The following is a 21061-nucleotide window of genomic DNA, read 5'->3' as shown; positions in this document are numbered from 1 at the left end:
TTCGATGTTTGTTCAGCTTGAATTTAGATTAAACAAGTTGAAAAAAAGGTAAAAGGATTAAAAAGTTATATCATATAGATATGTAGCAGAATTGACGCCTATCTTTATTGAAATCAGAACTTCAAAAAGATAGGCGAAACTAGGAAGTGTAGAAAGGGTTAGAGACGAGAACTATAGACGAGAACGCAGAGCTTGGTCTTTAAACTCAGCAACCCACATTGCCGTCGCGCCGCAAACGGCAACGGGCATTACGATCAGGTTTAGAATTGGAATTGTGGTGAACACAGAAACAAGCGCGCCAAAGCTGTAGCTCTTGCCTTGTTTTTGTTTCAAATTGTTTCTCATGTCATCAAATTTGATTTTATGGTTATCGAACGGGTAGTCGGCGTATTGAATCGCTAACATCCATGCTGTGAAAATGAACCATAAAAACGGAGCAACGGTTTGCCCTAGTGCTGGAATTAACAAAAGTAGGAATAAACCGATCGCTTTTGGCAGAATGTAGACAAGCTTGCGCCATTCTCTCGCTAATATACGTGGGGTATCTTTGAGGACATCAAGTAAACCATCGTCATTAACTTTTTTACCGCTCAACAACTCTTCAACTTTTTCCGCGAGTAAACCGTTGAACGGTGCGGCAATGAAGTTAGCGAGCGTGCTAAAGAAGTACGAGAATGTGGCCAAGACGGTTAACACAAGTAATGGCCATAAAATGTATGACAACCACGACAAGAAACTTGGCAATGCACCAATCCAACCTTCAATCCAAGTGTTTAGGTTGGAGAAGATATAAAACAAGGCACCACCAACGAGTAACACGTTCGCGATAAGTGGCATTAGTACAAACTTACGAATGCTCGGCGACAAAGCGATTTTTATTCCGAAAATAAAATAGCCAAAGCCGGAGCGGGGAACAGATTCAATAGTCATATTTAAATTAGGTCACATGTGAATTTGGTTAAATAGCAAACATGTCTAGTGTACTCGACCGAAATTAAGAAAAAAAGCGTGGTGAAAATCACACCATGTAAGGAACTAATTGTATTAAGTTGTTCTAAAACAGTGGCTACTTTTGATAGAGTAGTGAGATTAGCCAAATTAACCCAACTTAGTGACAGCGTGTTTATAGCTAGTTGACTAAGAAAGCTGAGAGCGAAAAATGCAGGAATTGCGATTTGTACTCATTATTGTTGGCGCATTAGCTATCGCCGCATTATTGTTCCATGGTCTATGGACGAGTAAAAAAGAAGGGAAAGCAAAGTTTGGAGATAAGCCGCTCGGTAAGCTTGATAACGACAGCTTAGATGAAGCAGAAACTATTCCAAACCGTTCATTCGCCCCAGAAGATGATTTTGAGATAATCCGAAAAGAACGTAAAGAGCCGGATTTTGCTGTTTCACCCTCTGATACTGATCCGCTGATCGACTCAGATCCGCTAACAGCGCCACAAGCGAAAGAAGCTTACGAAGATGATATCGAATTAAATGATCTTCCTTCTTTCAGCGTAGAAGACCCAATTAAGGTTGAAAGTGAACCTGAAGTGATTGAGGAAGAGAAGGACGTTGAGCCTGAAGTTCCAAGCTTTGAGTTGACTGACGAGCAAAAAGAAAACCATGCCGGCTTTAAAGTGCAGTACGGTTCGTTTGAAGAGCCTTCTGAAACAGTTGATGAGCCAGTCGTTCCAAACGAAACGCTTACTCAAAGAGAGCCCGTTGTTGCGAAAGAAGTCGTGACTCCGCAAAGTGCGACTGTTGAAGAAGCAAAACCAGATGAAGAACTTGGTTTAGAAGTGATCGTTCTTAATGTTCACTGTGCTGGAGAGATCCCATTCGTTGGGACTGAACTTTTCCGCAGCATGGAGAACAACGGTTTAACTTATGGTGAGATGTCTATTTACCACTGCTTTGCACAATCTACAGATGCACCAAAGGTTATTTTCAGCGTTGCAAACATGATGCAGCCAGGAACGCTAGAACATGATGATCCTGCTGACTTCACGACTAAAGGTATTTCGTTCTTTATGACGTTGCCTTGTTATGGTCAAGCTGATCAAAACTTCAATGTGATGCTGAGTGCGGCGCAGAAAATTGCTGACGATATGGGCGGAAACGTGTTGGATGAGTCACGCAACTTAATGACACCAAACCGTTTATCTGACTACCGCAAGCAAATCAGAGACTTTATGACGGCATCGAATGCCTAGCCGTATTGTTTAGCCTTGTAAATAATCTATATTTATAGAAAAGGGCTCCTAAGGGAGCCCTTTTTGATATTTCAATCACGATAGAGAATGATATGAAAGAATCGATTCAAGTTACCTTAGAGCAGTTAAGAGAAACTCTGCATTATCACGCCGTTCGTTATTACGTAGAAGATAGCCCTGAGATCCCTGATGTCGAGTACGATCGATTAATGCAGCAATTGCTAAAGATCGAAGAAGAGAACCCGGAACTAGTGACGGTAGATTCTCCGAGCCAACGTGTTGGTGGTCAGCCTCTCGATGGTTTCACTCAAGTGACTCATGAGATCCCAATGCTTTCTCTGGACAATGCTTTCTCTGATGAAGATTTGGATGCGTTCAATAAGCGAATGTCTGATAGAGCGCCAACCGCTAACCTCAAGACTTTCTGTTGTGAACCTAAGCTTGATGGCCTTGCCGTTAGCCTACTCTATGTGAATGGTACCTTAGTTCAGGCAGCGACACGTGGTGACGGTGCGACGGGTGAAAACATCACTGAAAACGTGCGTACTATCAGCTCTATCCCACTTAAGTTGCAAGGTGAAAGCTGGCCGCAGCGTATTGAAGTTCGTGGCGAAGTGTTTATGCCAAAAGCGGGTTTCGATAAGTTGAATGAGATGGCGTTGAAGAAAGGCGAGAAAGTCTTTGTTAACCCACGTAATGCCGCTGCAGGTAGCCTGCGTCAGCTTGATTCTCGTATTACTGCGAAACGTCCGCTAGCTTTCTACGCATACAGCGTCGGTGTTGTACAAGGCGCTGAGCTATCAAATAGTCACTACCAACGCTTCTTACAGCTTAAAGGTTGGGGCTTACCTATGTGCCCTGAGACTAAGCAACTGAGCTCTCTCGAAGACGTGAAAGCCTATTACCAAGATATTATGACTCGTCGTGATGCTCTGGCTTACGAGATTGATGGCGTTGTTATCAAAGTCGACGATATCGCGGCTCAAGAAGTGCTTGGTTTTGTTGCTAGAGCGCCACGTTGGGCAATTGCTTATAAGTTTCCAGCTCAAGAAGAGATTACACTGCTCAATGACGTTGAATTTCAGGTGGGCCGTACTGGTGCTATTACGCCGGTTGCTAAACTTGAACCTATCTTCGTTGGTGGCGTGACAGTCAGCAATGCCACTTTACACAATGCCGATGAGATTGCGCGTTTAGGCGTGAAGGTAGGCGACAGCGTTATTATTCGCCGTGCAGGTGATGTTATTCCGCAAATTGTGGCTGTTGTACTAGATCGTCGCCCTGAAACGGCTAGAGACATTGTTTTCCCTGATGCTTGCCCTGTATGTAGCTCTACGGTTGAGCGTGTCGAGGGGGAAGCTGTAGCGCGTTGTACTGGCGGTTTAGTCTGTCAGGCGCAGCGTAAAGAAGCGCTTAAGCACTTTGTGTCGAGAAAGGCGCTAGACGTTGATGGACTGGGCGTGAAAGTTATTGAGCAGCTTGTGGACCGTGAAATGGTCGAAACACCTGCTGATTTATTTAAGCTAAGTGCTGGCGTGATTACTGTTCTTGACCGAATGGGGCCTAAATCGGCACAGAACGTCGTGAGTGCGTTGAATAAAGCTAAAGACACGACGTTAGCGCGTTTCCTCTATTCACTCGGTATTCGTGAAGTCGGTGAGGCGACAGCGATGAACTTAGCGCAACACTTTAAGACGTTGGAACTGGTTCAAGCAGCTACTCATGAACAATTAGTTGAAGTGTCAGATATTGGTGACATCGTTGCTAGCCATATCACCAGCTTCTTCTCACAAGAGAAAAACAGAGCGGTCGTCGAGCAGTTGCTAGAGCTTGGTGTTAACTGGCCTGCAATCGAAGCTGTTGCGGATGACCAAGATCTACCGTTAGAAGGTAAAGTGGTTGTGTTAACAGGCTCATTGTCGCAATTAGGTCGAAGTGAAGCTAAAGCTGCGTTACAAGCATTAGGTGCGAAAGTGACGGGTAGCGTATCGAAGAAAACGGACATCTTGTTTGCCGGTGAAGCTGCGGGTTCTAAATTAACTAAAGCACAAGATTTAGGTATCGAAATAAGAACAGAAGAAGATCTAATAGCCCTTATTTCGTAAGTAAATACAGATAAAAAAAGCTCAAAGGCACTCCTTTCAAGGGAGTGCCTTTTTTGTTTCTGATATAAAAATGAGGGCTTTTTAATTGTTGAGAATTTTGTTCCTATACGAACTCTAAAATCAGGACAGTGACGCTGCTCAACATTAATGAAATACCATTGTAGTTGTATCAAAAATGCGACTCATATCTATTTTTATAAAGTGATAATTACCTCAAGTTGTTGAATTTATTGGTATTGATTTTGTTTTGGTGAGGATTTTTCTATTTATCGATCTGGATCACTAAGTACCTATTAAATTTGCACCAACTCATATTTTTTTAGATGAAAATTAAGTTCTCATTGATCTTTTTGAGGGCGAAGTTAGTCTTAATGCCATGGATGCACATGATGTGTATAACCAGAAAGGAAATAGAGAATTCAGAGTTTAGGGTTCTCAAACAAGAAAAGGTATTTCTCTCTACGGCGGCCAACTTTAGGCGGGGAATATTCAAACAGCTATATCCATTTTTAGGAGTTTTATTCCATGGAAAACAAAATTTTCAAACGTACTCTACTAGGTGCATCCGTTGCACTTTTATCGACAGGCGTAATGGCGAAAGAAGTTGGTATCAACTCTGATTTCAACGTTGACGTATACGGTGTTGCAGCTATCTCTCTAGTTAACTACAACACAACTGACAACAACGACTCTAGTACTGGTTACGCTGTAGAGAATGAATCTCGTATCGGCTTCCGTGCTCATAAAGAGATGTTTGATGACGTATTAATCACAATGCAGATTGAATCTGGCTACGTAGATAGCACAGACTGGGGTCATGGCGGCGTTTCAGGCGGTGTGCTTGGTTTCCGTGATACGTTCGTTGGTGCTTCTGGCTCTTGGGGTAACCTGCGTGTGGGTCGTGTTCTTACTCCACTATACGAAATCGTCGACTGGCCATTCTCTAACCCTGGTCTAGGTTCTGTATTCGATTGGGGCGGCATCAACGGTCACTACGATCGTCAATCTAACCAAGTTCGTTACGATTCAGCTAAATTTGGCGGTTTCTCTTTTGCAGCTTCTGTTGGTCGTGACGATAACGACAACGGTGGTGGTGCAGCAACTCGTGACGCAAACTTTGTTGGCGCAAGTGCTAAGTACAGCTTCGAGAAAGTAACATTAATGGGTGCGGTTGAATCTGGTACTCGTGTCGTTGCCGCGTCTGGTGGTGATTGGTCTTTTGATGAAAACGGTAACCCAGAACAGGCTCCTGAAGTAGCTGGTTACGATGATGATACATTCGCATACATTGTTGGTTTCGAAGCTAGCCTACCAGCAGGTTTCGGTTTCGCTGCAGCATATAAAGGCGAAGAGCTAGATAACGGCATCCGTAAGCAAACACAAGATTCTTACTCAATTATTGGTCAATACTGGAACGGTCCAATCGGCTTTAAACTGGGTTACGCAGCGAACTTAGAATCTGAACTTAACGGTAAGAAAGAAGCTAACTCAGATAGCAACACTATCTCTGGTCAGCTAATGGCTGTTCACAACGGTTTCGTACCTTACCTACGTGTTGCGGGTCGTACTGTTGGTGACGCTGATACAGATATCGTAACTCGCGTTGGTCTTGAGTACGGTTTCTAAGCTAAAGTTATCAGCTTAAAAATAGTTAAATAAAATCAAAACGCTGGTAAATTATTTTGCCAGCGTTTTTCCATAGTGAACATAAGGAATTAGTCATAATGAATAAAGTTAGTGTAGTTGTATTATCATTATTTTTGGGAGCTTGTAGTTCACTCGATTCAAAAAGTAATTTTGCAGATTCAGTGGCGGATGTGCAGCCCAAAGGTGGTTACATTAAAGTAACCGGTCAATCTTACGTAGCAGAAAATAGAGCAAATGTAGGCGCAGACATTCTCAAGTCGTCGCTTTACTTTACATACAATAAAGAAGTAACACCAAATACTGCCCCAGAATCTTCAATTACTATGGACGTGAGTTACTTCCAAAGTTACAAAGAGTACGAAACGGTTAGTTTTTTTGGTAAAACGATAGAATTAGAAGATAGACAAGTACCAAGAGAAAGCTGCAGCGAGCACTGTACTAAGACTCAATATATTAAGTTCCCATTAAGTGACGCTGATATTCAGCAAGCAAGACAAAAGAATTTAGAATTTACGCTTGAAGGCCAAAACTCAGTCATGAGCACGACTTTTATCGTACCAAAGGCGTATATCGACACAATTTATAACGGTGCAAATAATCATACAGCTATCGCGGTTGCTCCAGTCGCGGCTGTTCCAGTAGCAGCAGTAGTTGCTGAAGAGCCAAAAGCATCACAAGCACAAGAGATGGTGAATTACTGGTATGGTGAAGCAACCAAAGAAGAGCAATCTGCAGTAACAGATTGGGCATTCAAGAACCGTAAGAACGCTAACCCAGCATTACTAGAAGGCTCAAAAGAGATCGAAATGGTTTCATACTGGTTCAATAAGCTAGACAGTGAAGAAAAATCTCAAACTATGATTTGGTTGTTAGAACAAGAGTAAGTTTCTAACGTTACACCCTAGCTATGTTTTTCAGCCGCAGTATTGTATAACAGCAGTACTGCGGTTTTTCATTTTAGGCTTACAGGTAAGATTGTGAATATTGGTGAAGTAGCGAAGCGTGTTGGTACAACAGCGAAATCCATTCGTTTTTACGAAAGTAAAGGCATGATGAGCCCACCGCACCGATCAGAAAATGGTTACAGGCAATATGGCGAGATTCATATCGAACAGTTAGAGTTCGTTTTGAGAGCTAAAATGGTTGGTTTCACTCTCGATGAGTGTAAGTCACTGGTTGAGTTGGCAATGAATCCCAACAGACAAAGCTACGAAGTAAAGAAGAAGGCTACTCAGAAGTTAGATGAAATAGAGTTGAAGCTTGCGGAGTTAAACAAGATGAAGGTGCAGCTACAATCTTGGGTACATGACTGCCCTGGAGATACTTCAACGGAATGTCCTATCTTGAATAATCTATCTGGCCGCAGTTAGGTTATTCCAGTTCTAAATAATCGTCAGGCAGCAATTTCATTACTAGCCTGACTTTAATCACCTATCACAGTACCTATCACAGCACCTTTCCGCCGTAATGTTTACAGATCAACAGTGGTACATGAGTGACTGCGTTACCATCTGAACACTTAACGATAGGCCCCATGTTTCCGTTACCAGGAGACTGACTGCTCGCTAGAGCGCTTCCAAATGACAAGCTGAAAATAGCCGTTAGAATTATTAAAAAATGTCTCATACAAACTCCATTAGGTTTATCTCTAATTGAGATAATTGAAAGTATGGACAAGGAAAAGAAAATTTCAAAAATTGGACGGACTTAACATTTTTAATGATTATAAATAAGCGAGAGTAAGGTTAACTATTCATATATATATTGGGTAAGAAATCTGGCTTTCTTATACCTTTTTAGCTCAATCAAACTTTTTAGCTTTACGAAATAAGAACTTATTTTTTTTTCAATTCAATCTATCGCAATGATAATTCGAATATTATTAAGGTTCAAAAATAGAAAAAGCCTGCATTTATTGAAAATGCAGGCTTCATATAGCTCTTGTTTATAAAGGTTCTATTATTAGAACGATTCCGTCTAAAGCGACAATCTTAATTTCGGTTCCAGATGGAATATCTTGACTGGCCTTTGCTGACCAAGAAGAGTCACCGAACTTAATTCGACAGCTACCTTTCTTTACGTCTTCACTTAAAATAACGGTTTGACCTACCAATTGCTTTTCTCTTTGGTTTAACTCTCGCCCTGCATCCGATTGCTTGTCATTCGAGAGTTGTCTTCTCCACCACAACCAAGTGGTAATAAGAGAGAAGCTAGCAAAGGACAGCCATTGCATCTGCCAACCAATTGGTAATGCTCCTAATAGGGCACCGACCAGCATGGCAGATATGCCTATCCATAAAAAGTAACCAGCGGTTCCAATTAGCTCAAGCGCTAACAATGCTAGACCAAACGCTAACCAATGCCAGTGGTTTACTTGTTCTAGTAATTCGACCATAAGTTAGTCCTTACTACCTTTGTCATTCTTATGTGCAAACATCTCCGCGATACCCGCTACAGAACCCATAAGGCCAGTTGCTTCGAGTGGTAGCATGATGATCTTGCCGTTTTCAGCTTGGCCTATAGATTTCAATGCGTCGGTGTAACCTTGTGCAATGAAGTAATTGACCGCTTGCATGTCACCTTGAGCAATTGCCGTTGATACCATTTCTGTCGCTTTAGCTTCTGCTTCTGCGGCACGCTCACGGGCTTCTGCTTGCAATATTGCCGCTTGCTTCTCACCTTCTGCTTTCAGGATCTCTGATTGCTTGTGGCCTTCTGCTTTCAAGATCTCAGCTTGTCGTACACCTTCTGCTTCTAAGATATCAGCACGTTTATTACGCTCGGCTTTCATCTGGGCATTCATCGCAGCAGTAAGGTCTGCTGGTGGCTGTACGTCTTTAATTTCGATACGGGTGACTTTTACGCCCCAAGGGTTTGTCGCTTCATCAACGATGTTCAGTAGCTTGGTATTGATCATGTCACGCTGACTCAGCATCTCATCCAGTTCCATCGAGCCAAGCACAGTACGGATATTGGTGAGGGTTAAGTTACGGATCGCATGTTCAAGGTCATTCACTTCATAAGCTGCCTTAGGCGCGTCGATAACTTGAACAAAACAAACCGCATCGATAACCACATTTGCATTATCTTTGGAGATGACTTCTTGTGCTGGGATGTCGAGAACACGCTCCATCATGCTGATGCGCTGTCCAACTTTATCAATAAATGGAATGATTAAGTTAAGACCCGGTTTAAGGGTGTGTGTGTATCGCCCGAAGCGTTCAACGGTCCAGTTGTTGCCTTGTGGAACGGTTTTTACGCCAGCGAAGATAAATAACAGTGCGACGGCAGTAAAGACGCCGATAGTAATCAAGGTATCAATAGGCATACAAAATCCTTTGCAAGTTTGAGTTTTTGATAGTTCAGTATTGATACTGGCTCATATTTAAATTCTGAGCAAATTTATAAACGAGAAATGGGCCATAAAGCATTGATTTTATGGCCCATTTTACATTCTATTATGCGATAAACTAATTGATTGAATTGTCAATTTTCGATGTTTAATCTACGGCTTTTTAGGTTTTACTAGTAAAGCAGAGAGTACAGTTGTCGACGGTACTTACTGGCAACTGGGTTACCTTGTCCAAGCGCACTCAAGATGTCCATGAACTCTTTCTTCATGTCACCATCGAGAGCATTAAGATCTTTGGCTAGGAAAGACCATAATAGATCCATAGCTTCTTCACTGCGGTTCACTTGGTGATATTGCAATGCTAATTCAGATGCTGTTTTAGCGTCGCTCGGATTTTGCTGAAGAGCGGCTTCTAATGCTTGTATTTCAGGGCTGTCTGCTGCTTGTTTATGAAGTTCAAGCTTTGCAACTAAGCCTTTGTAGTAGTTGTCTTGGTACTCAAGAGGGATAGTTGCTAGCTGAGTTTCAGCAAGGTCAAATTGTTGTGTTTCTAACAAACACTCTGCGATCGCCAGTTTTACTTCACCTTTATTCGTCAGCTCTGCTGGAAGTTGCTGCATTGCTGCTAGTGCCTGTGTGTGCTCGCCAGCTTGCATTTGCTCAAGAGCCTGACGCAAAGCAAGTTCATCTTGGCTAGGAAGGTGTTTGCTGAGCATATCGACAATAGCTTCTATGCTTTGAGGGCCACCGAGCCCATCGACTGGCTGACCATTAACAAACAGTGCAATAGTGGGCAGTGCTTGAACACCAAACTGGCTAGCAATAGCTTGCTCTTGTTCGCAATTGAGCAGGGCTAAGGTGAAGGCACCGTTGTATTGCTGAGTTAAAGTTTGCAGTTCAGGAATGACTTGGGCGCTCTCTTGGCTCATTGGTGCCCAAAAATGGATGAGTACAGGGGTCTGCATCGAACCTTCTAATACTTGACGAAAGTTCTGCTCATTAAGTTCAACAATATGCGGAGATTGCATTTACGTTCCTTGAGGTTTGTTTTGTGGATACGTTGCAAATATGGGGGGATTAGTCGGTAACTTCAAGATCTAACTCGGTTATCTCGGATAAAAAGAACCAAAAATAGGAAAACGCTATGCTTCGATGTTGATATAATTGTTATCTCAACATGGAAGGCATAGCGTTATCATCGAGGTAGTCAGTGAGGCGTTGCGTGAGATACTCAAAACAGAATAAACAACGTAATCGCCAGACCCACACCTACCCAATTAAGGCGGTTTAAAGTCATGAGATTTCCAGAGTAGAACCATCAATTGGGAATAACTGATGGGATAGGATAATCATGACATCTTATTGTTACGGAAAAATTACATCGTTACATTAAAGTTTGCGACTCTGCATTCAAAGTTAGTAATTTATGCAGCTTTTCTCAAAATAGGGTCTAGCAAGCGACTCGGTAGAATCCTTTTCAATACCGCGAACACTTTAGTCGGGGTCGTAACTCGGTATCTTAGCTTGGGTTTGTCGGCGGTGAGAGCATGGAATACCGGCTCAATACAACTTTCTGGAAGCAGGACAAAAGCGTTATTCGATGATTCTTTTTCGAGTCGATCTTTTTGTTGTTGGTAAGCGTCTTGGTGGGCGCTGCCAGAAATGTTGATCCATTTATTGAACGCTTTCAAGGCATTGGTTCTAAATTGAGTCTCAATTGGCCCTGGTTGCAGTAATGAGATCTGTATACCGCTGCCATGCAGTTCTAATCGTAAGGTATCTGTCCAACCCTCAATCGCGAATTTAGAAGCATTATAAGCACCACGATACTTCATGGCTGCAAAACCTAATACGGAACTGTTTTGTACGATTCGACCTTCGCCACGCTCGCGCATGTGCGGAAGGATCTGACAGACGAGATGATGCCAACCAAAGAAGTTGGTTTCGAATTGTTCTCTGAGTCCTTGGGTCGGTAAGTCTTCTAGTGCCCCTGCTTGACCGTAAGCACCGTTATTGAATAATCCATACAATCCATTAGGTGCGAGATCAATAGCAAGCTTGGCGCCATGCTCAATACTTTCTTGGTTGGAAAGATCTAATTGAATACAGGTGAGGCCTTCATCTTGAAGGCGTTGAACATCTTGTGGATCACGACAAGATGCAATGACATGAAAACCACGCTTTTGAAGTGCATGAGCACATGTATAGCCAATACCTGTTGAGCAACCGGTAATCAGAATCGACTTGTTCACACTTAATCCTTTATTAGAGTCTCTATCGCTCTAGGGTAAAGAATTAGTCTTGATGTTGTAACAAGTTTTTTAGTGCTGGCTCGATTCTTGAGTAACTAAAGATGAATCCCATCTCAGTGAGTTTCTTCGGCTTGGAGCGAATGCTGTCAAATAGCAAACAAGATGATTCCCCCATGAGAATCGACATTGCCCATTTCGGCGTGAATAAGAAATGCGGTCGGCCTAATTGTTTCGCTAACGTGCTGCTGAACAGTTTGTTGGTCACAGGGTGAGGGGCACACATATTGAATTCCCCTTGAGCGTGAGGGATAGACAACAAGTGATTGATGGCTCTCACCATATCGAGAATGTGAATCCATGGCATGTACTGCTCACCTGAACCTATTGGACCACCGACGCCGAGTTTATAAGGCAATAGCATCTTCTTGAGTGCGCCGCCATTCTCGCCAAGTACAACCCCTGTTCGCAGTAGTATCACGCGTGTGCTTTCTGATTGTGCTCGCTTGGCTATCTCTTCCCAGTGGGCACAGACTTTATGAGGAAAGCTTTCATCTTCTACTTGCAGTGACTCGTCAAACGGGTGCTGCTGTTGATCGCCATAGTAGCCGACGGCTGAACCGCTAATAAAAGCGTGTGGCGGGTTGCTACTGGCATGAATTAGTTCGACCAGCTTTTCAGTGATGTGCCAGCGACTGTTACAGATCCTCTCTTTTTGCTCTGTACTCCAACGCTTATCGGCAATCGGTTCACCCGCGAGGTTGACCACCACATCAAAGTCATTGAGATCACTGAGCTCATCAAGGGATCGAATGTAATGAAGGTTGTTCTGGTTGAGGTGATTTAGGTTTTGCTTGGCATTTTCAGGACTCCGCGTCAGCAATGTCACGTCGTCAGTGTTCCAACTCTTGACCAATTCAGAGCCAATAAATCCAGTACCACCCGTTAACAATATCTTCATACCAATCTCCCTATTAAACATAATTATAGACATGGCTTGTTTTTAGTCGCCAATCAATACGAAAAAATCACTATAACGATCATAAGGTTTCAATCGTGTGATGCCCAAATTACGCCTTTTTCAATTTACAAAGGAGTGAAATTAAATTCATCAAGTCAGGATGTGTACCGTTATCACACTTATGCACTTTACTTGGATATGTTACCAACTGCGTAATATTTGTCACATAAGCAATGATAAGGATTTGCCATGATTATTATTAATTCATAACCAGCGACAAGGAATTGCGATGACGGCGGTGCTTGCTTTGTTTCGATCCATGTTAGGTAGCCTGAGGGATCTATTGCCAATCGTGGCGGTAATCGCTTTCTTCCAGCTTGCTGTCTTACAAGAGCCACTTCCTCATCTTTTATCTATTCTGACTGGCTTAGTGCTCGTCGTTTTTGGACTCACTTTCTTTATCTTTGGCCTTGAAATGGGGTTGTTTCCAATTGGCGAATCGATGGCTCAAGCATTTGCCAGAAAGGGGAGTGTGTTCTGGTTATTGATCTTCGCTTTTTGTTTGGGTTTTGGTACCACCATAGCCGAGCCAGCGTTAACCGCAGTCGCTGCCGAAGCCGCAGAAGTGGCAGCTGAGGGAGGTGTAATCCCCAATACGTTAGATGAAATGGAGCAGTATGCCAATGGCCTGCGCTTTACTGTGGCACTGTCAGTCGGTATCGCTATTTTACTCGGTGTGCTGAGAATCTTAAAAGGTTGGCCAATCCAGTACATGATCATCGGTGGATATATTGGAGTGGTCGTGCTCACTGCATTTGCTCCGGAAAGCATCATTGGAATTGCGTATGACTCTGGTGGAGTAACGACATCGACGATCACCGTCCCATTAGTAACTGCGTTAGGGGTGGGTTTAGCCTCGGCAATTAAAGGGCGTAATCCGATGATAGATGGTTTTGGGTTGATCGCGTTTGCTTCGTTGCTGCCGATGATGTTTGTCATGGTGTACGGGATGGTGGTGACATGATCAGTGTTCAACAATTTATCGACACCTTTCTCGGCACTGTGATGGATGTGATCCCGATTGCGATCATCATCTTCGGTTTTCAGTTGGCGGTATTACGAAAGCCAGTCAATAACCTAGCCAAAGTGCTGATCGGTTTCTTCTACGTCATTCTTGGCTTATCACTCTTTTTGATGGGATTGGAGCTCGCGTTATTCCCTCTAGGGGAGACGATGGCAATGCAACTCACCGAGCCAAGCTTTTTGACTGAGTTTAAGATCAGTTCTGGTCTTGCTTTGGTTTGGTTTGATTATTACTGGGTTTACCTGTTTGCGTTTTGTATTGGTTTCAGCACCACGATAGCCGAGCCTTCTTTGATAGCTGTAGCGATTAAGGCGAACCAAGTTTCCGGTGGCAGTATCAGCGTCAATGGGCTGAGGATCGCCGTGGCATTGGGCGTTGCTATCGGTATCTCTCTGGGCAGCTACCGTATCGTTGCGGGTGACCCGATCCATTACTACATCATTTTTGGTTATGTCGTCGTGGTCATTCAAACCTTTTACGCCCCAAAACTCATTATCCCATTAGCCTACGATTCGGGTGGCGTCACTACATCAACGGTGACAGTCCCTTTAGTGACGGCACTCGGGCTTGGACTTGCTTCAACCGTACCAGGAAGAAATCCTGTCATTGATGGCTTTGGATTGATCGCCTTTGCCAGCTTATTTCCCATCATTTCAGTGATGGGCTATGCCCAAATAACACAATGGTTAAACCGTTTACACACCTCTAAGGAGAGCAAAGATGCGCTTTAAACTTATCTTAGCGTTTGTAGAAGAGAGCAAGACCGACACTGTGCTCGATGCCGCGCGTGATGCGGGCGCGACTGGAGCAACGGTGATTAACAACGCCAGAGGGCAAGGCTTAAACCAAAAAACCACCTTCTTTGGCCTAACGCTAGAGGTACAAAAAGATGTGTTGCTGTTTGTGGTTGAGGAACACTTAGCGAGGCATATTCTTGAAACTATTGGCGAAGTCGGTGAGTTTGACCAGGAGTCAGGACAAGGTATAGCGGTGCAGATCGATATCGAAGACGCAGTCGGGGTTGCGCATCAAGTCGAGACGTTAACAAAGGTTGTGGAGGATGAGCTATGAGTACCAGTGAAAAGATCCGAGTAGGCGATGTCATGGCCAATACGTATGTGATTATCGATGGGCTAACCACGGTGTTAGAAGCGATAGAGATGGCTAAAAAGCACAAAGTGAAGGCAATCATTGTCGATAAACGCCACGAAGATGACGAATACGGCATCGTATTGATGAATGACATTGCCAAGAAAGTACTGGCTAAGAACCGATCTCCAAAGCGAACCAATGTTTATGAGATCATGACCAAGCCAGCGCTAAGCGTGTCTGCTGAGATGAACGTAAAGTATTGCGCTCGCCTGTTTGAACGCTTTGGTATCAGTCGTGCGCCAGTAGTTCGTGATAACAAGATAGTCGGTATGGTTAGTTACAATAATATCGTGATCAATGGTATGGCGAGAGATGACGTGTAGCATTTAGATACGTACAATAGGCTCATAAATTTTATGGAGAAGTACGTGTGAAATTATTTTTTGCTTCAGACCTACACGGTTCGCTGCCAGCAACAGAAAAGGTATTAGAACTCTACCAAGCATCTGGTGCGCAATATTTAGTTCTATTGGGTGACATTCTGAATCATGGACCAAGAAATCCGATTCCAGAAGGATACAACCCGCCGGCGGTTGCAGATAAGTTGAATGCGTTTTCTCAAGAGATCATTGCCGTTCGTGGTAACTGCGATAGCGAAGTGGATCAGATGTTGTTGTCTTTTCCAATGATGATGGATTACTCGTGGGTGCTATTAGAATCAGGCCAGCGTATCTTCCTAACGCATGGCCATTTGTACAACACCAATAAACGCCCTGCGTTGAAGGCGGGCGATATCATTGCACACGGTCATACCCATATTCCTGTCGCCGAATACCAAGATGACATCTTTATCTTTAACCCTAGCTCGGTGACATTCCCACGAGAGGGACACGCGGCAAGCTATGGCATCTATGAAAACAATACCTTCAAAGTCATTAGCCTTGAAGGTGATGTTCTCGTGAGTGGTCAGCTTTAAATCATTGGATCGGCTGTGAAAGGCTTATTTTGAGTCCACGTGGCCGAGATCTCTGTCTGGAGCAATGATGTTTCGTACTCTTTGCTTCAGAACTTTCGCCTCTGGAAAACCGTCATCTGCTTTTCTTTCCCAAATCTGCACACCATTACAAAAGATTTCGAACCTGCCTCCTGTGTCTGGGTGTAAGCTCACTTGTTCAATTTCTTCGCTGAAGGTATGCAGTAGCTCTTGGCATAACCAACTAGAGCGAAGCATCCAATTGCATTGACGGCAATAGTGTATCGCGATTGTGGCTTTTGTTGCTGTCTCTTTCGCTGGCGCCAGATTAGGTTGTTCCGTTTTCATGGTTAATCCTTAAAATGCTACATCCGTAATTTGATACCAACGGCTAACAAAAAAGGGGCTTCATGCCCCTTTTTTCTATTGGTTTACCGTTTCATGGTATTCAGCTATTCATAAACAGTAAATAGCGATCCAATCTTAGTTTGAAAACAATACGGTAGAACCATGATTTAAGCTAGTCAGTAGCAGTGCCTTCGGGTTAACAATATCTATGCGGCGGCTTTGCTCTGCGTCCATCTTAATGACTTGAGTGATCAGCTCTAGCTGTTCTTCTGAAAAGTCTTGGCGCTCAGCCGAGGTCACATCTTTAAACTCCGTTGGCGAAATCAGTAAGTAGTTATCGTTAATATCCCACTGACCCGTTTCAGAGATGTTGATGACATTCGCAGGCGCAGTTTGAGTGCTGTACAGTCTAACCACTGACATTCTTAAATATGTACCATTTGGTAGGTATTTCGCATTCGATGATAGTTCAACTCTACGAAGTGGGCCTATTGAGTCAGCTTGCTTGTTATCGCTAATCAGCGTCACCATTCTCGACTGCCATTCATGCTGAGTGAGCAAGCGCTCTACTTTTGCATTGCTGCTCCAATATAGCCAACCACTCAAAAATGCCGATAGAACCAGTAAGATAATCGATACTTTTAATTTCATGTTACTTACCACCGTTACAAATGTCGTTTACATCCGACTGGTTTGCGTAAATTCTTAGGGTTACATTTTCGCTCGAGTAATCTTGCGGGTGAATGTAATTGAGGGCAAGGTTATTGGTTTGTCCTCCTGTAGCGATCACTTCAGCCGGCTTTAACACACCAGTGTGACTCGTGTTGTAACTTAATACACACTTTTCTATTGCTGGCAGCCAACTGCTGAGGTCTGGGTGGTTAACCGGTGATTGAACCTTTACACCATCCACTTCAGTCAAAACCGTGAACTCGGACTCCACCGGGGTAGTAAACGTTAAAACGAGAATCGGCATGATGAAAGCGGCAAGCAGTAACCAAAATGTTAACCATTTATTGGTGCTTTTAGCCGGAGCTACAACAGGAGCGGTTGCTGGTTCTACTGCCACTTTAGTTTGTTGAACTTTTGTAATTGGCTCAGGTTCAAATGTGTCAGTGATTGCTTGTTCAGTCGCTGCAGGCGTTGCAAACGTTAGGATAGGTTCAACGTCATTTTCTGCAATTTCAGCGGCTACTGGCTGATCATTTGATGACAGTGGCGCAGAGCGCTCAACGGTCGCAATAAATTGGTAACCGCGCTTCGGTACTGTCTTTACGAATTCAGGAGATTTAGTCGAGTCTTTGAGCATCTTTCTCAGAGTCGATACGGCTTGCGTTAAGCTTGAGTCATCCACCTCAAAGCCTTGGTCTCGCCAAACATACTCATGCAATTCATTACGAGTGATAACTTCATTCGGCCTTTCTGACAGCATCAAGAGAATGCGGCTTTCATTGCTACCAAGACGTACGACTTCACCGTCGCTCATTTGATCGACAAGTGAATTGCTGTTTGGGTCGAATACGAACCGTTGTGCGAGAATAAACTTTGTGCCGATATTACTCATTGAATTCTTCTATTTTGGATTGTTTTGGGGGGCGAAATAGACAAATCTCAGGTGAAGTTCCGTTAATTCTTCACCAAATCATGGCTTATTTTATGTTCTTTTATATTTATCAGGCTCAAGGATAATAAAAACAGATAAAAAAAACAGTGTTTTTATGATTTTTGACCTTGAATTTACATTTGTCATCCTCATGTTAATGATCAGAAGAGTGGCATCAAGTGTTACGCCCCTATGATTATTCAACATAAAGTATAGATGTTTTGGAGTAAAAATGAGCGAAACGGCAACGCAAAATAAAGAGACTCGTGGCTTTCAATCTGAAGTAAAACAACTACTTCATCTAATGATTCACTCACTGTATTCAAATAAAGAAATCTTTCTACGTGAGCTGATCTCTAACGCATCTGACGCGGCTGATAAGCTTCGTTTTCAAGCTCTATCGAACGGTGACCTTTACCAAGGTGATGCAGATCTAGGTGTAAAACTTTCTTTCAACGCGGAAGCAAACACGTTAACCATTTCTGATAACGGTATCGGTATGAGCCGCGACAACGTTATTGAGCATTTAGGTACGATTGCTAAGTCAGGCACTGCAGATTTTTTCTCAAAGCTGTCTGAAGACCAAAGCAAAGACTCTCAACTGATTGGTCAATTTGGTGTGGGTTTCTATTCTGCATTCATCGTCGCAGACGCGGTAACGGTTCGCACACGTGCAGCTGGCCTGCCGAACAATGAAGCTGTTCAGTGGCACTCTGCAGGTGAAGGCGATTACACAATCGAAGACATCACTAAAGAGTCTCGTGGTACTGACATCGTTCTGCACATGCGTGAAGACGGTAAAGAGTTCTTAAATGAGTGGCGTCTGCGTGAAGTGATTGGTAAATATTCTGACCACATCGGCATTCCTGTTTCTATCTTCACAGCAGTGAAAGATGACGAAGGTAAAGACACCGAAGAGAAACATTGGGAACAGATCAATAAGGCGCAAGCGCTTTGGACTCGCAACAAATCTGATATCGAGAAAGAAGAGTACCAAGAGTTTTACAAGCACGTATCTCACGACTTTGCTGATCCACTAACCTGGAGCCACAACAAGGTTGAAGGTAAGAACGATTACACAAGCCTGCTTTACATCCCAGCGAAAGCACCTTGGGACATGATGAACCGTGACCACAAGAGTGGCTTGAAACTTTACGTGCAGCGTGTATTCATCATGGATGACGCAGAGCAGTTCATGCCATCTTACATGCGTTTCGTTCGCGGCTTGATTGACTCAAACGATCTGCCATTGAACGTGTCTCGTGAAATCCTGCAAGACAACAAGGTAACTCAGTCTCTTCGTGGCGCATGTACCAAGCGTGTACTGACTATGCTTGAGCGCATGGCGAAGAATGACAATGATAAGTACCTAGAGTTTTGGAAAGAGTTCGGCCTAGTATTGAAAGAAGGCCCGGCTGAAGATATGGCGAACAAAGAGAAGATCGCTGGTCTACTTCGTTTCTCGTCAACGGAAGTGGATTCTGCTGAACAAACCATCAGCCTAGAATCTTACGTTGAGCGCATGAAAGAAGGCCAAGATAAGATTTACTACCTGACGGCAGATAGCTACGCTGCCGCTAAGAACAGCCCACACTTGGAGCAGTTCAAAGCTAAAGGTATTGAAGTGGTTCTAATGTACGATCGTATTGATGAGTACGTAATGAACTACCTGACTGACTTCGACGGTAAACAGTTCCAATCGATCACTAAAGCAGGCTTAGACCTAAGCAAGTTTGAAGGTGAAGAAGAGAAAGAGAAGCAAAAAGAGACAGAAGAAGAGTTCAAATCTGTTGTAGAGCGCACTCAATCTTACCTAGGTGGTCGTGTTAAAGAAGTTCGTACGACCTTCAAGCTAGCAACAACACCTGCGGTTGTTGTGACTGACGACTTCGAAATGGGCACGCAAATGGCGAAGCTTCTTGAAGCTGCGGGTCAAGCGGCACCGGAAGTGAAGTACATCTTCGAGATTAACCCTGAGCACGCACTGGTTAAACAGATGGCTGACGAAGCAGACGAGCAAGCGTTTGGTCGTTGGGTTGAGTTGCTACTTGGTCAAGCGATGCTGGCTGAAAAGGGCTCAATGGAAGATCCGTCACAATTCTTGGGTGCAATCAACGAGCTACTAACAAAGCGTTAGTCTTTCGACTTTAGGTTAAGCCAACAATTACAATAAAAAGCTCGCAAATGCGGGCTTTTTTTTATGAACGTCGTTGAAAATTGACCTAACGTGGTCAACGTCACCGTTATCGTCAAAACAAATGTTGTCGATGCATTCTTTAGTCGTAAATTCAGCCAAATTGAATATTAATGTGATAGAATGCTCGACCTAATCAGCTGGGGCTAAGAAGCAACTATCTCCAGTTGTATGATTTTTAAACGTTATACCGAAACTTACCGTTTTGCTTCTGTTCACAGTTTTGCTTAGCCTCAATGGTTACTTAACGCTTTCTGTTCATCCTAAAAATGAGCAAGAATGGAGGGATAGTGAGCTTCGGTATAAATCATAATTTTATAAGAGGATTAAACATGCGCATCATTCTTCTAGGTGCTCCTGGCGCGGGTAAAGGTACTCAAGCTAACTTCATCATGAACAAATTTGGTATCCCTCAAATTTCAACTGGTGACATGCTACGTGCTGCTATCAAAGCGGGTACTGAGCTTGGTAAGCAAGCAAAATCAGTAATCGACGCTGGTCAGCTAGTTTCTGATGAAATTATCCTTGGTCTTATCAAAGAGCGTATCGCTCAAGATGACTGTGAGAAAGGTTTCCTACTAGACGGTTTCCCACGCACAATCCCACAAGCTGATGGCCTAAAAGAAATGGGCATCGCTGTTGATTACGTTGTTGAATTTGACGTAGCTGACGATGTGATTGTTGAGCGTATGGCTGGTCGTCGTGCTCACCTTCCTTCTGGTCGTACATACCACACTGTGTACAATCCGCCTAAAGAAGAAGGTAAAGATGACGTAACGGGTGAAGACCTAGTGGTACGTGATGACGACAAAGAAGAAACAGTTCGTGCACGTCTAGGTGTATACCACGATCAAACAGCTCCGCTAATCTCTTACTACGGTAAAGAAGCTGAAGCAGGTAACACTCAGTACCTTAAGTTTGACGGTACTAAGCAAGTTGCTGAAGTTAGTGCAGAACTTGAGAAAGCACTAGCATAATTGGCTAACAGCCAGTTTTAGAATTTGATATATTGGAAGCGACCTTAAGGGTCGCTTTTTTTGTTTCAATTTTTAGTACGATACCAATCTATATAACTTGATTGCACATGATTCAGAACGGTTCAGACCCGATGGCAGTGGCTAGCAATTGAGAGTGGATGTTGTGTATCTCATATGAAGAATGATTATTCAGACTTTCATTGAGGCGCAATGATCTTAAACTTATGCAGATTAGTATATTACTTTCCAGAAAATCACATATTGGTCTCAGGT

General features: G+C 43.4%; 22 protein-coding genes. 12 read left to right on the top strand and 10 right to left on the bottom strand.

Annotated features, from left to right (window positions below; translation table 11 throughout):
- Positions 1-171 precede the first annotated feature (171 nt).
- Entirely contained in the window at positions 172-930 is a 759-nt protein-coding gene (gene cysZ / locus AB4375_RS10620; RefSeq protein WP_029235129.1) for a sulfate transporter CysZ, read from the bottom strand.
- A 229-nt stretch (positions 931-1159) separates the two neighbouring features.
- Here cysZ and zipA point away from each other — a divergent pair, with 229 nt between their 5' ends.
- The 5 genes from zipA (at position 1160) to cueR (ending at position 7325) form a co-directional block, all read left to right on the top strand.
- Complete coding sequence (gene zipA / locus AB4375_RS10615) at positions 1160-2203, top strand: cell division protein ZipA (protein WP_017061932.1); 1044 nt, start codon at positions 1160-1162, stop codon at positions 2201-2203.
- Positions 2204-2295: 92 nt separating this feature from the next.
- Positions 2296-4308 carry an NAD-dependent DNA ligase LigA gene (gene ligA, locus AB4375_RS10610; RefSeq protein WP_372051549.1) on the top strand — a complete coding sequence of 671 codons (2013 nt, stop codon included), beginning with the start codon at positions 2296-2298 and terminating at the stop codon, positions 4306-4308.
- A gap of 525 nt (positions 4309-4833) precedes the next feature.
- On the top strand, positions 4834-5934 hold the full coding sequence (locus AB4375_RS10605; protein ID WP_017069000.1) for a porin: 1101 nt from the start codon (positions 4834-4836) through the stop codon (positions 5932-5934).
- A gap of 98 nt (positions 5935-6032) precedes the next feature.
- A complete protein-coding gene (locus AB4375_RS10600; RefSeq protein WP_017068999.1) occupies positions 6033-6839 on the top strand; it encodes a DUF2057 family protein in 807 nt (268 codons plus the stop codon).
- A 93-nt stretch (positions 6840-6932) separates the two neighbouring features.
- The gene (gene cueR / locus AB4375_RS10595) at positions 6933-7325 is read left to right on the top strand and encodes a Cu(I)-responsive transcriptional regulator (protein ID WP_017061928.1); all 393 of its coding nucleotides are present in this window, start codon (positions 6933-6935) and stop codon (positions 7323-7325) included.
- A gap of 76 nt (positions 7326-7401) precedes the next feature.
- Here the strand turns inward: cueR and AB4375_RS10590 are convergent, their stop codons facing one another.
- The 6 genes from AB4375_RS10590 to AB4375_RS10565 all read right to left on the bottom strand — a co-directional run bounded on the left by AB4375_RS10590 (position 7402) and on the right by AB4375_RS10565 (position 12517).
- Positions 7402-7581 carry a hypothetical protein gene (locus AB4375_RS10590; protein WP_017061927.1) on the bottom strand — a complete coding sequence of 60 codons (180 nt, stop codon included), beginning with the start codon at positions 7579-7581 and terminating at the stop codon, positions 7402-7404.
- A gap of 319 nt (positions 7582-7900) precedes the next feature.
- On the bottom strand, positions 7901-8350 hold the full coding sequence (locus AB4375_RS10585; RefSeq protein ID WP_017061926.1) for an NfeD family protein: 450 nt from the start codon (positions 8348-8350) through the stop codon (positions 7901-7903).
- A 3-nt stretch (positions 8351-8353) separates the two neighbouring features.
- Positions 8354-9283 (bottom strand): SPFH domain-containing protein, encoded by a 930-nt coding sequence (locus tag AB4375_RS10580; protein ID WP_017063395.1) that lies wholly within the window; start codon positions 9281-9283, stop codon positions 8354-8356.
- 197 nt (positions 9284-9480) lie between these two features.
- On the bottom strand, positions 9481-10335 hold the full coding sequence (locus AB4375_RS10575; protein ID WP_017061924.1) for a co-chaperone YbbN: 855 nt from the start codon (positions 10333-10335) through the stop codon (positions 9481-9483).
- Between the two features lie 396 nt (positions 10336-10731).
- Complete coding sequence (locus tag AB4375_RS10570; protein WP_372051546.1) at positions 10732-11559, bottom strand: SDR family oxidoreductase; 828 nt, start codon at positions 11557-11559, stop codon at positions 10732-10734.
- A gap of 43 nt (positions 11560-11602) precedes the next feature.
- Positions 11603-12517 (bottom strand): TIGR01777 family oxidoreductase, encoded by a 915-nt coding sequence (locus tag AB4375_RS10565; protein ID WP_372051544.1) that lies wholly within the window; start codon positions 12515-12517, stop codon positions 11603-11605.
- A 289-nt stretch (positions 12518-12806) separates the two neighbouring features.
- On the opposite strand from AB4375_RS10565, the gene AB4375_RS10560 reads away from it, so the two are divergent.
- Genes AB4375_RS10560 through yfcE form a run of 5 tightly spaced genes read left to right on the top strand, consistent with a single transcriptional unit; the run spans position 12807 to position 15669 of the window.
- Positions 12807-13541: a DUF1538 domain-containing protein gene (locus AB4375_RS10560; RefSeq protein WP_017068997.1), complete on the top strand. Its 735-nt coding sequence runs from the start codon at positions 12807-12809 to the stop codon at positions 13539-13541.
- Positions 13538-14332, top strand: a complete 795-nt coding sequence (locus AB4375_RS10555; RefSeq protein WP_017066002.1) for a DUF1538 domain-containing protein — start codon at positions 13538-13540, stop codon at positions 14330-14332. Before AB4375_RS10560 ends, AB4375_RS10555 begins: the two co-directional genes overlap by 4 nt.
- The gene (locus AB4375_RS10550; RefSeq protein WP_017062207.1) at positions 14322-14672 is read left to right on the top strand and encodes a P-II family nitrogen regulator; all 351 of its coding nucleotides are present in this window, start codon (positions 14322-14324) and stop codon (positions 14670-14672) included. Before AB4375_RS10555 ends, AB4375_RS10550 begins: the two co-directional genes overlap by 11 nt.
- The gene (locus tag AB4375_RS10545) at positions 14669-15076 is read left to right on the top strand and encodes a CBS domain-containing protein (protein WP_017062206.1); all 408 of its coding nucleotides are present in this window, start codon (positions 14669-14671) and stop codon (positions 15074-15076) included. Before AB4375_RS10550 ends, AB4375_RS10545 begins: the two co-directional genes overlap by 4 nt.
- Positions 15077-15123: 47 nt before the next feature.
- Positions 15124-15669, top strand: a complete 546-nt coding sequence (gene yfcE / locus AB4375_RS10540; protein ID WP_017068995.1) for a phosphodiesterase — start codon at positions 15124-15126, stop codon at positions 15667-15669.
- Between the two features lie 24 nt (positions 15670-15693).
- Here yfcE and AB4375_RS10535 read toward each other — a convergent pair whose 3' ends face one another.
- From AB4375_RS10535 to AB4375_RS10525, 3 genes are all read right to left on the bottom strand, one after another.
- The gene (locus tag AB4375_RS10535) at positions 15694-16014 is read right to left on the bottom strand and encodes a SelT/SelW/SelH family protein (RefSeq protein ID WP_017062204.1); all 321 of its coding nucleotides are present in this window, start codon (positions 16012-16014) and stop codon (positions 15694-15696) included.
- 135 nt (positions 16015-16149) lie between these two features.
- Positions 16150-16665 (bottom strand): regulatory protein ToxS, encoded by a 516-nt coding sequence (locus AB4375_RS10530; protein WP_017068993.1) that lies wholly within the window; start codon positions 16663-16665, stop codon positions 16150-16152.
- 1 nt (position 16666) lies between these two features.
- Positions 16667-17578, bottom strand: coding sequence for a transcriptional regulator (locus tag AB4375_RS10525; RefSeq protein WP_017063403.1), 912 nt, complete (start codon positions 17576-17578; stop codon positions 16667-16669).
- 271 nt (positions 17579-17849) lie between these two features.
- Between AB4375_RS10525 and htpG the strand changes: the two genes are divergently transcribed.
- Positions 17850-19754, top strand: coding sequence for a molecular chaperone HtpG (gene htpG, locus AB4375_RS10520; protein ID WP_017062201.1), 1905 nt, complete (start codon positions 17850-17852; stop codon positions 19752-19754).
- A 389-nt stretch (positions 19755-20143) separates the two neighbouring features.
- Positions 20144-20788, top strand: coding sequence for an adenylate kinase (gene adk / locus AB4375_RS10515; RefSeq protein WP_017062200.1), 645 nt, complete (start codon positions 20144-20146; stop codon positions 20786-20788).
- Positions 20789-21061 lie beyond the last annotated feature (273 nt).

Source organism: Vibrio sp. 10N.261.51.C6, from assembly GCF_041471785.1.
Taxonomy (GTDB): domain Bacteria; phylum Pseudomonadota; class Gammaproteobacteria; order Enterobacterales; family Vibrionaceae; genus Vibrio; species Vibrio crassostreae_C.
The sequence above is the reverse complement of the archived record's forward strand: the minus strand, read 5'-3'. Positions and strand labels throughout refer to the sequence as shown.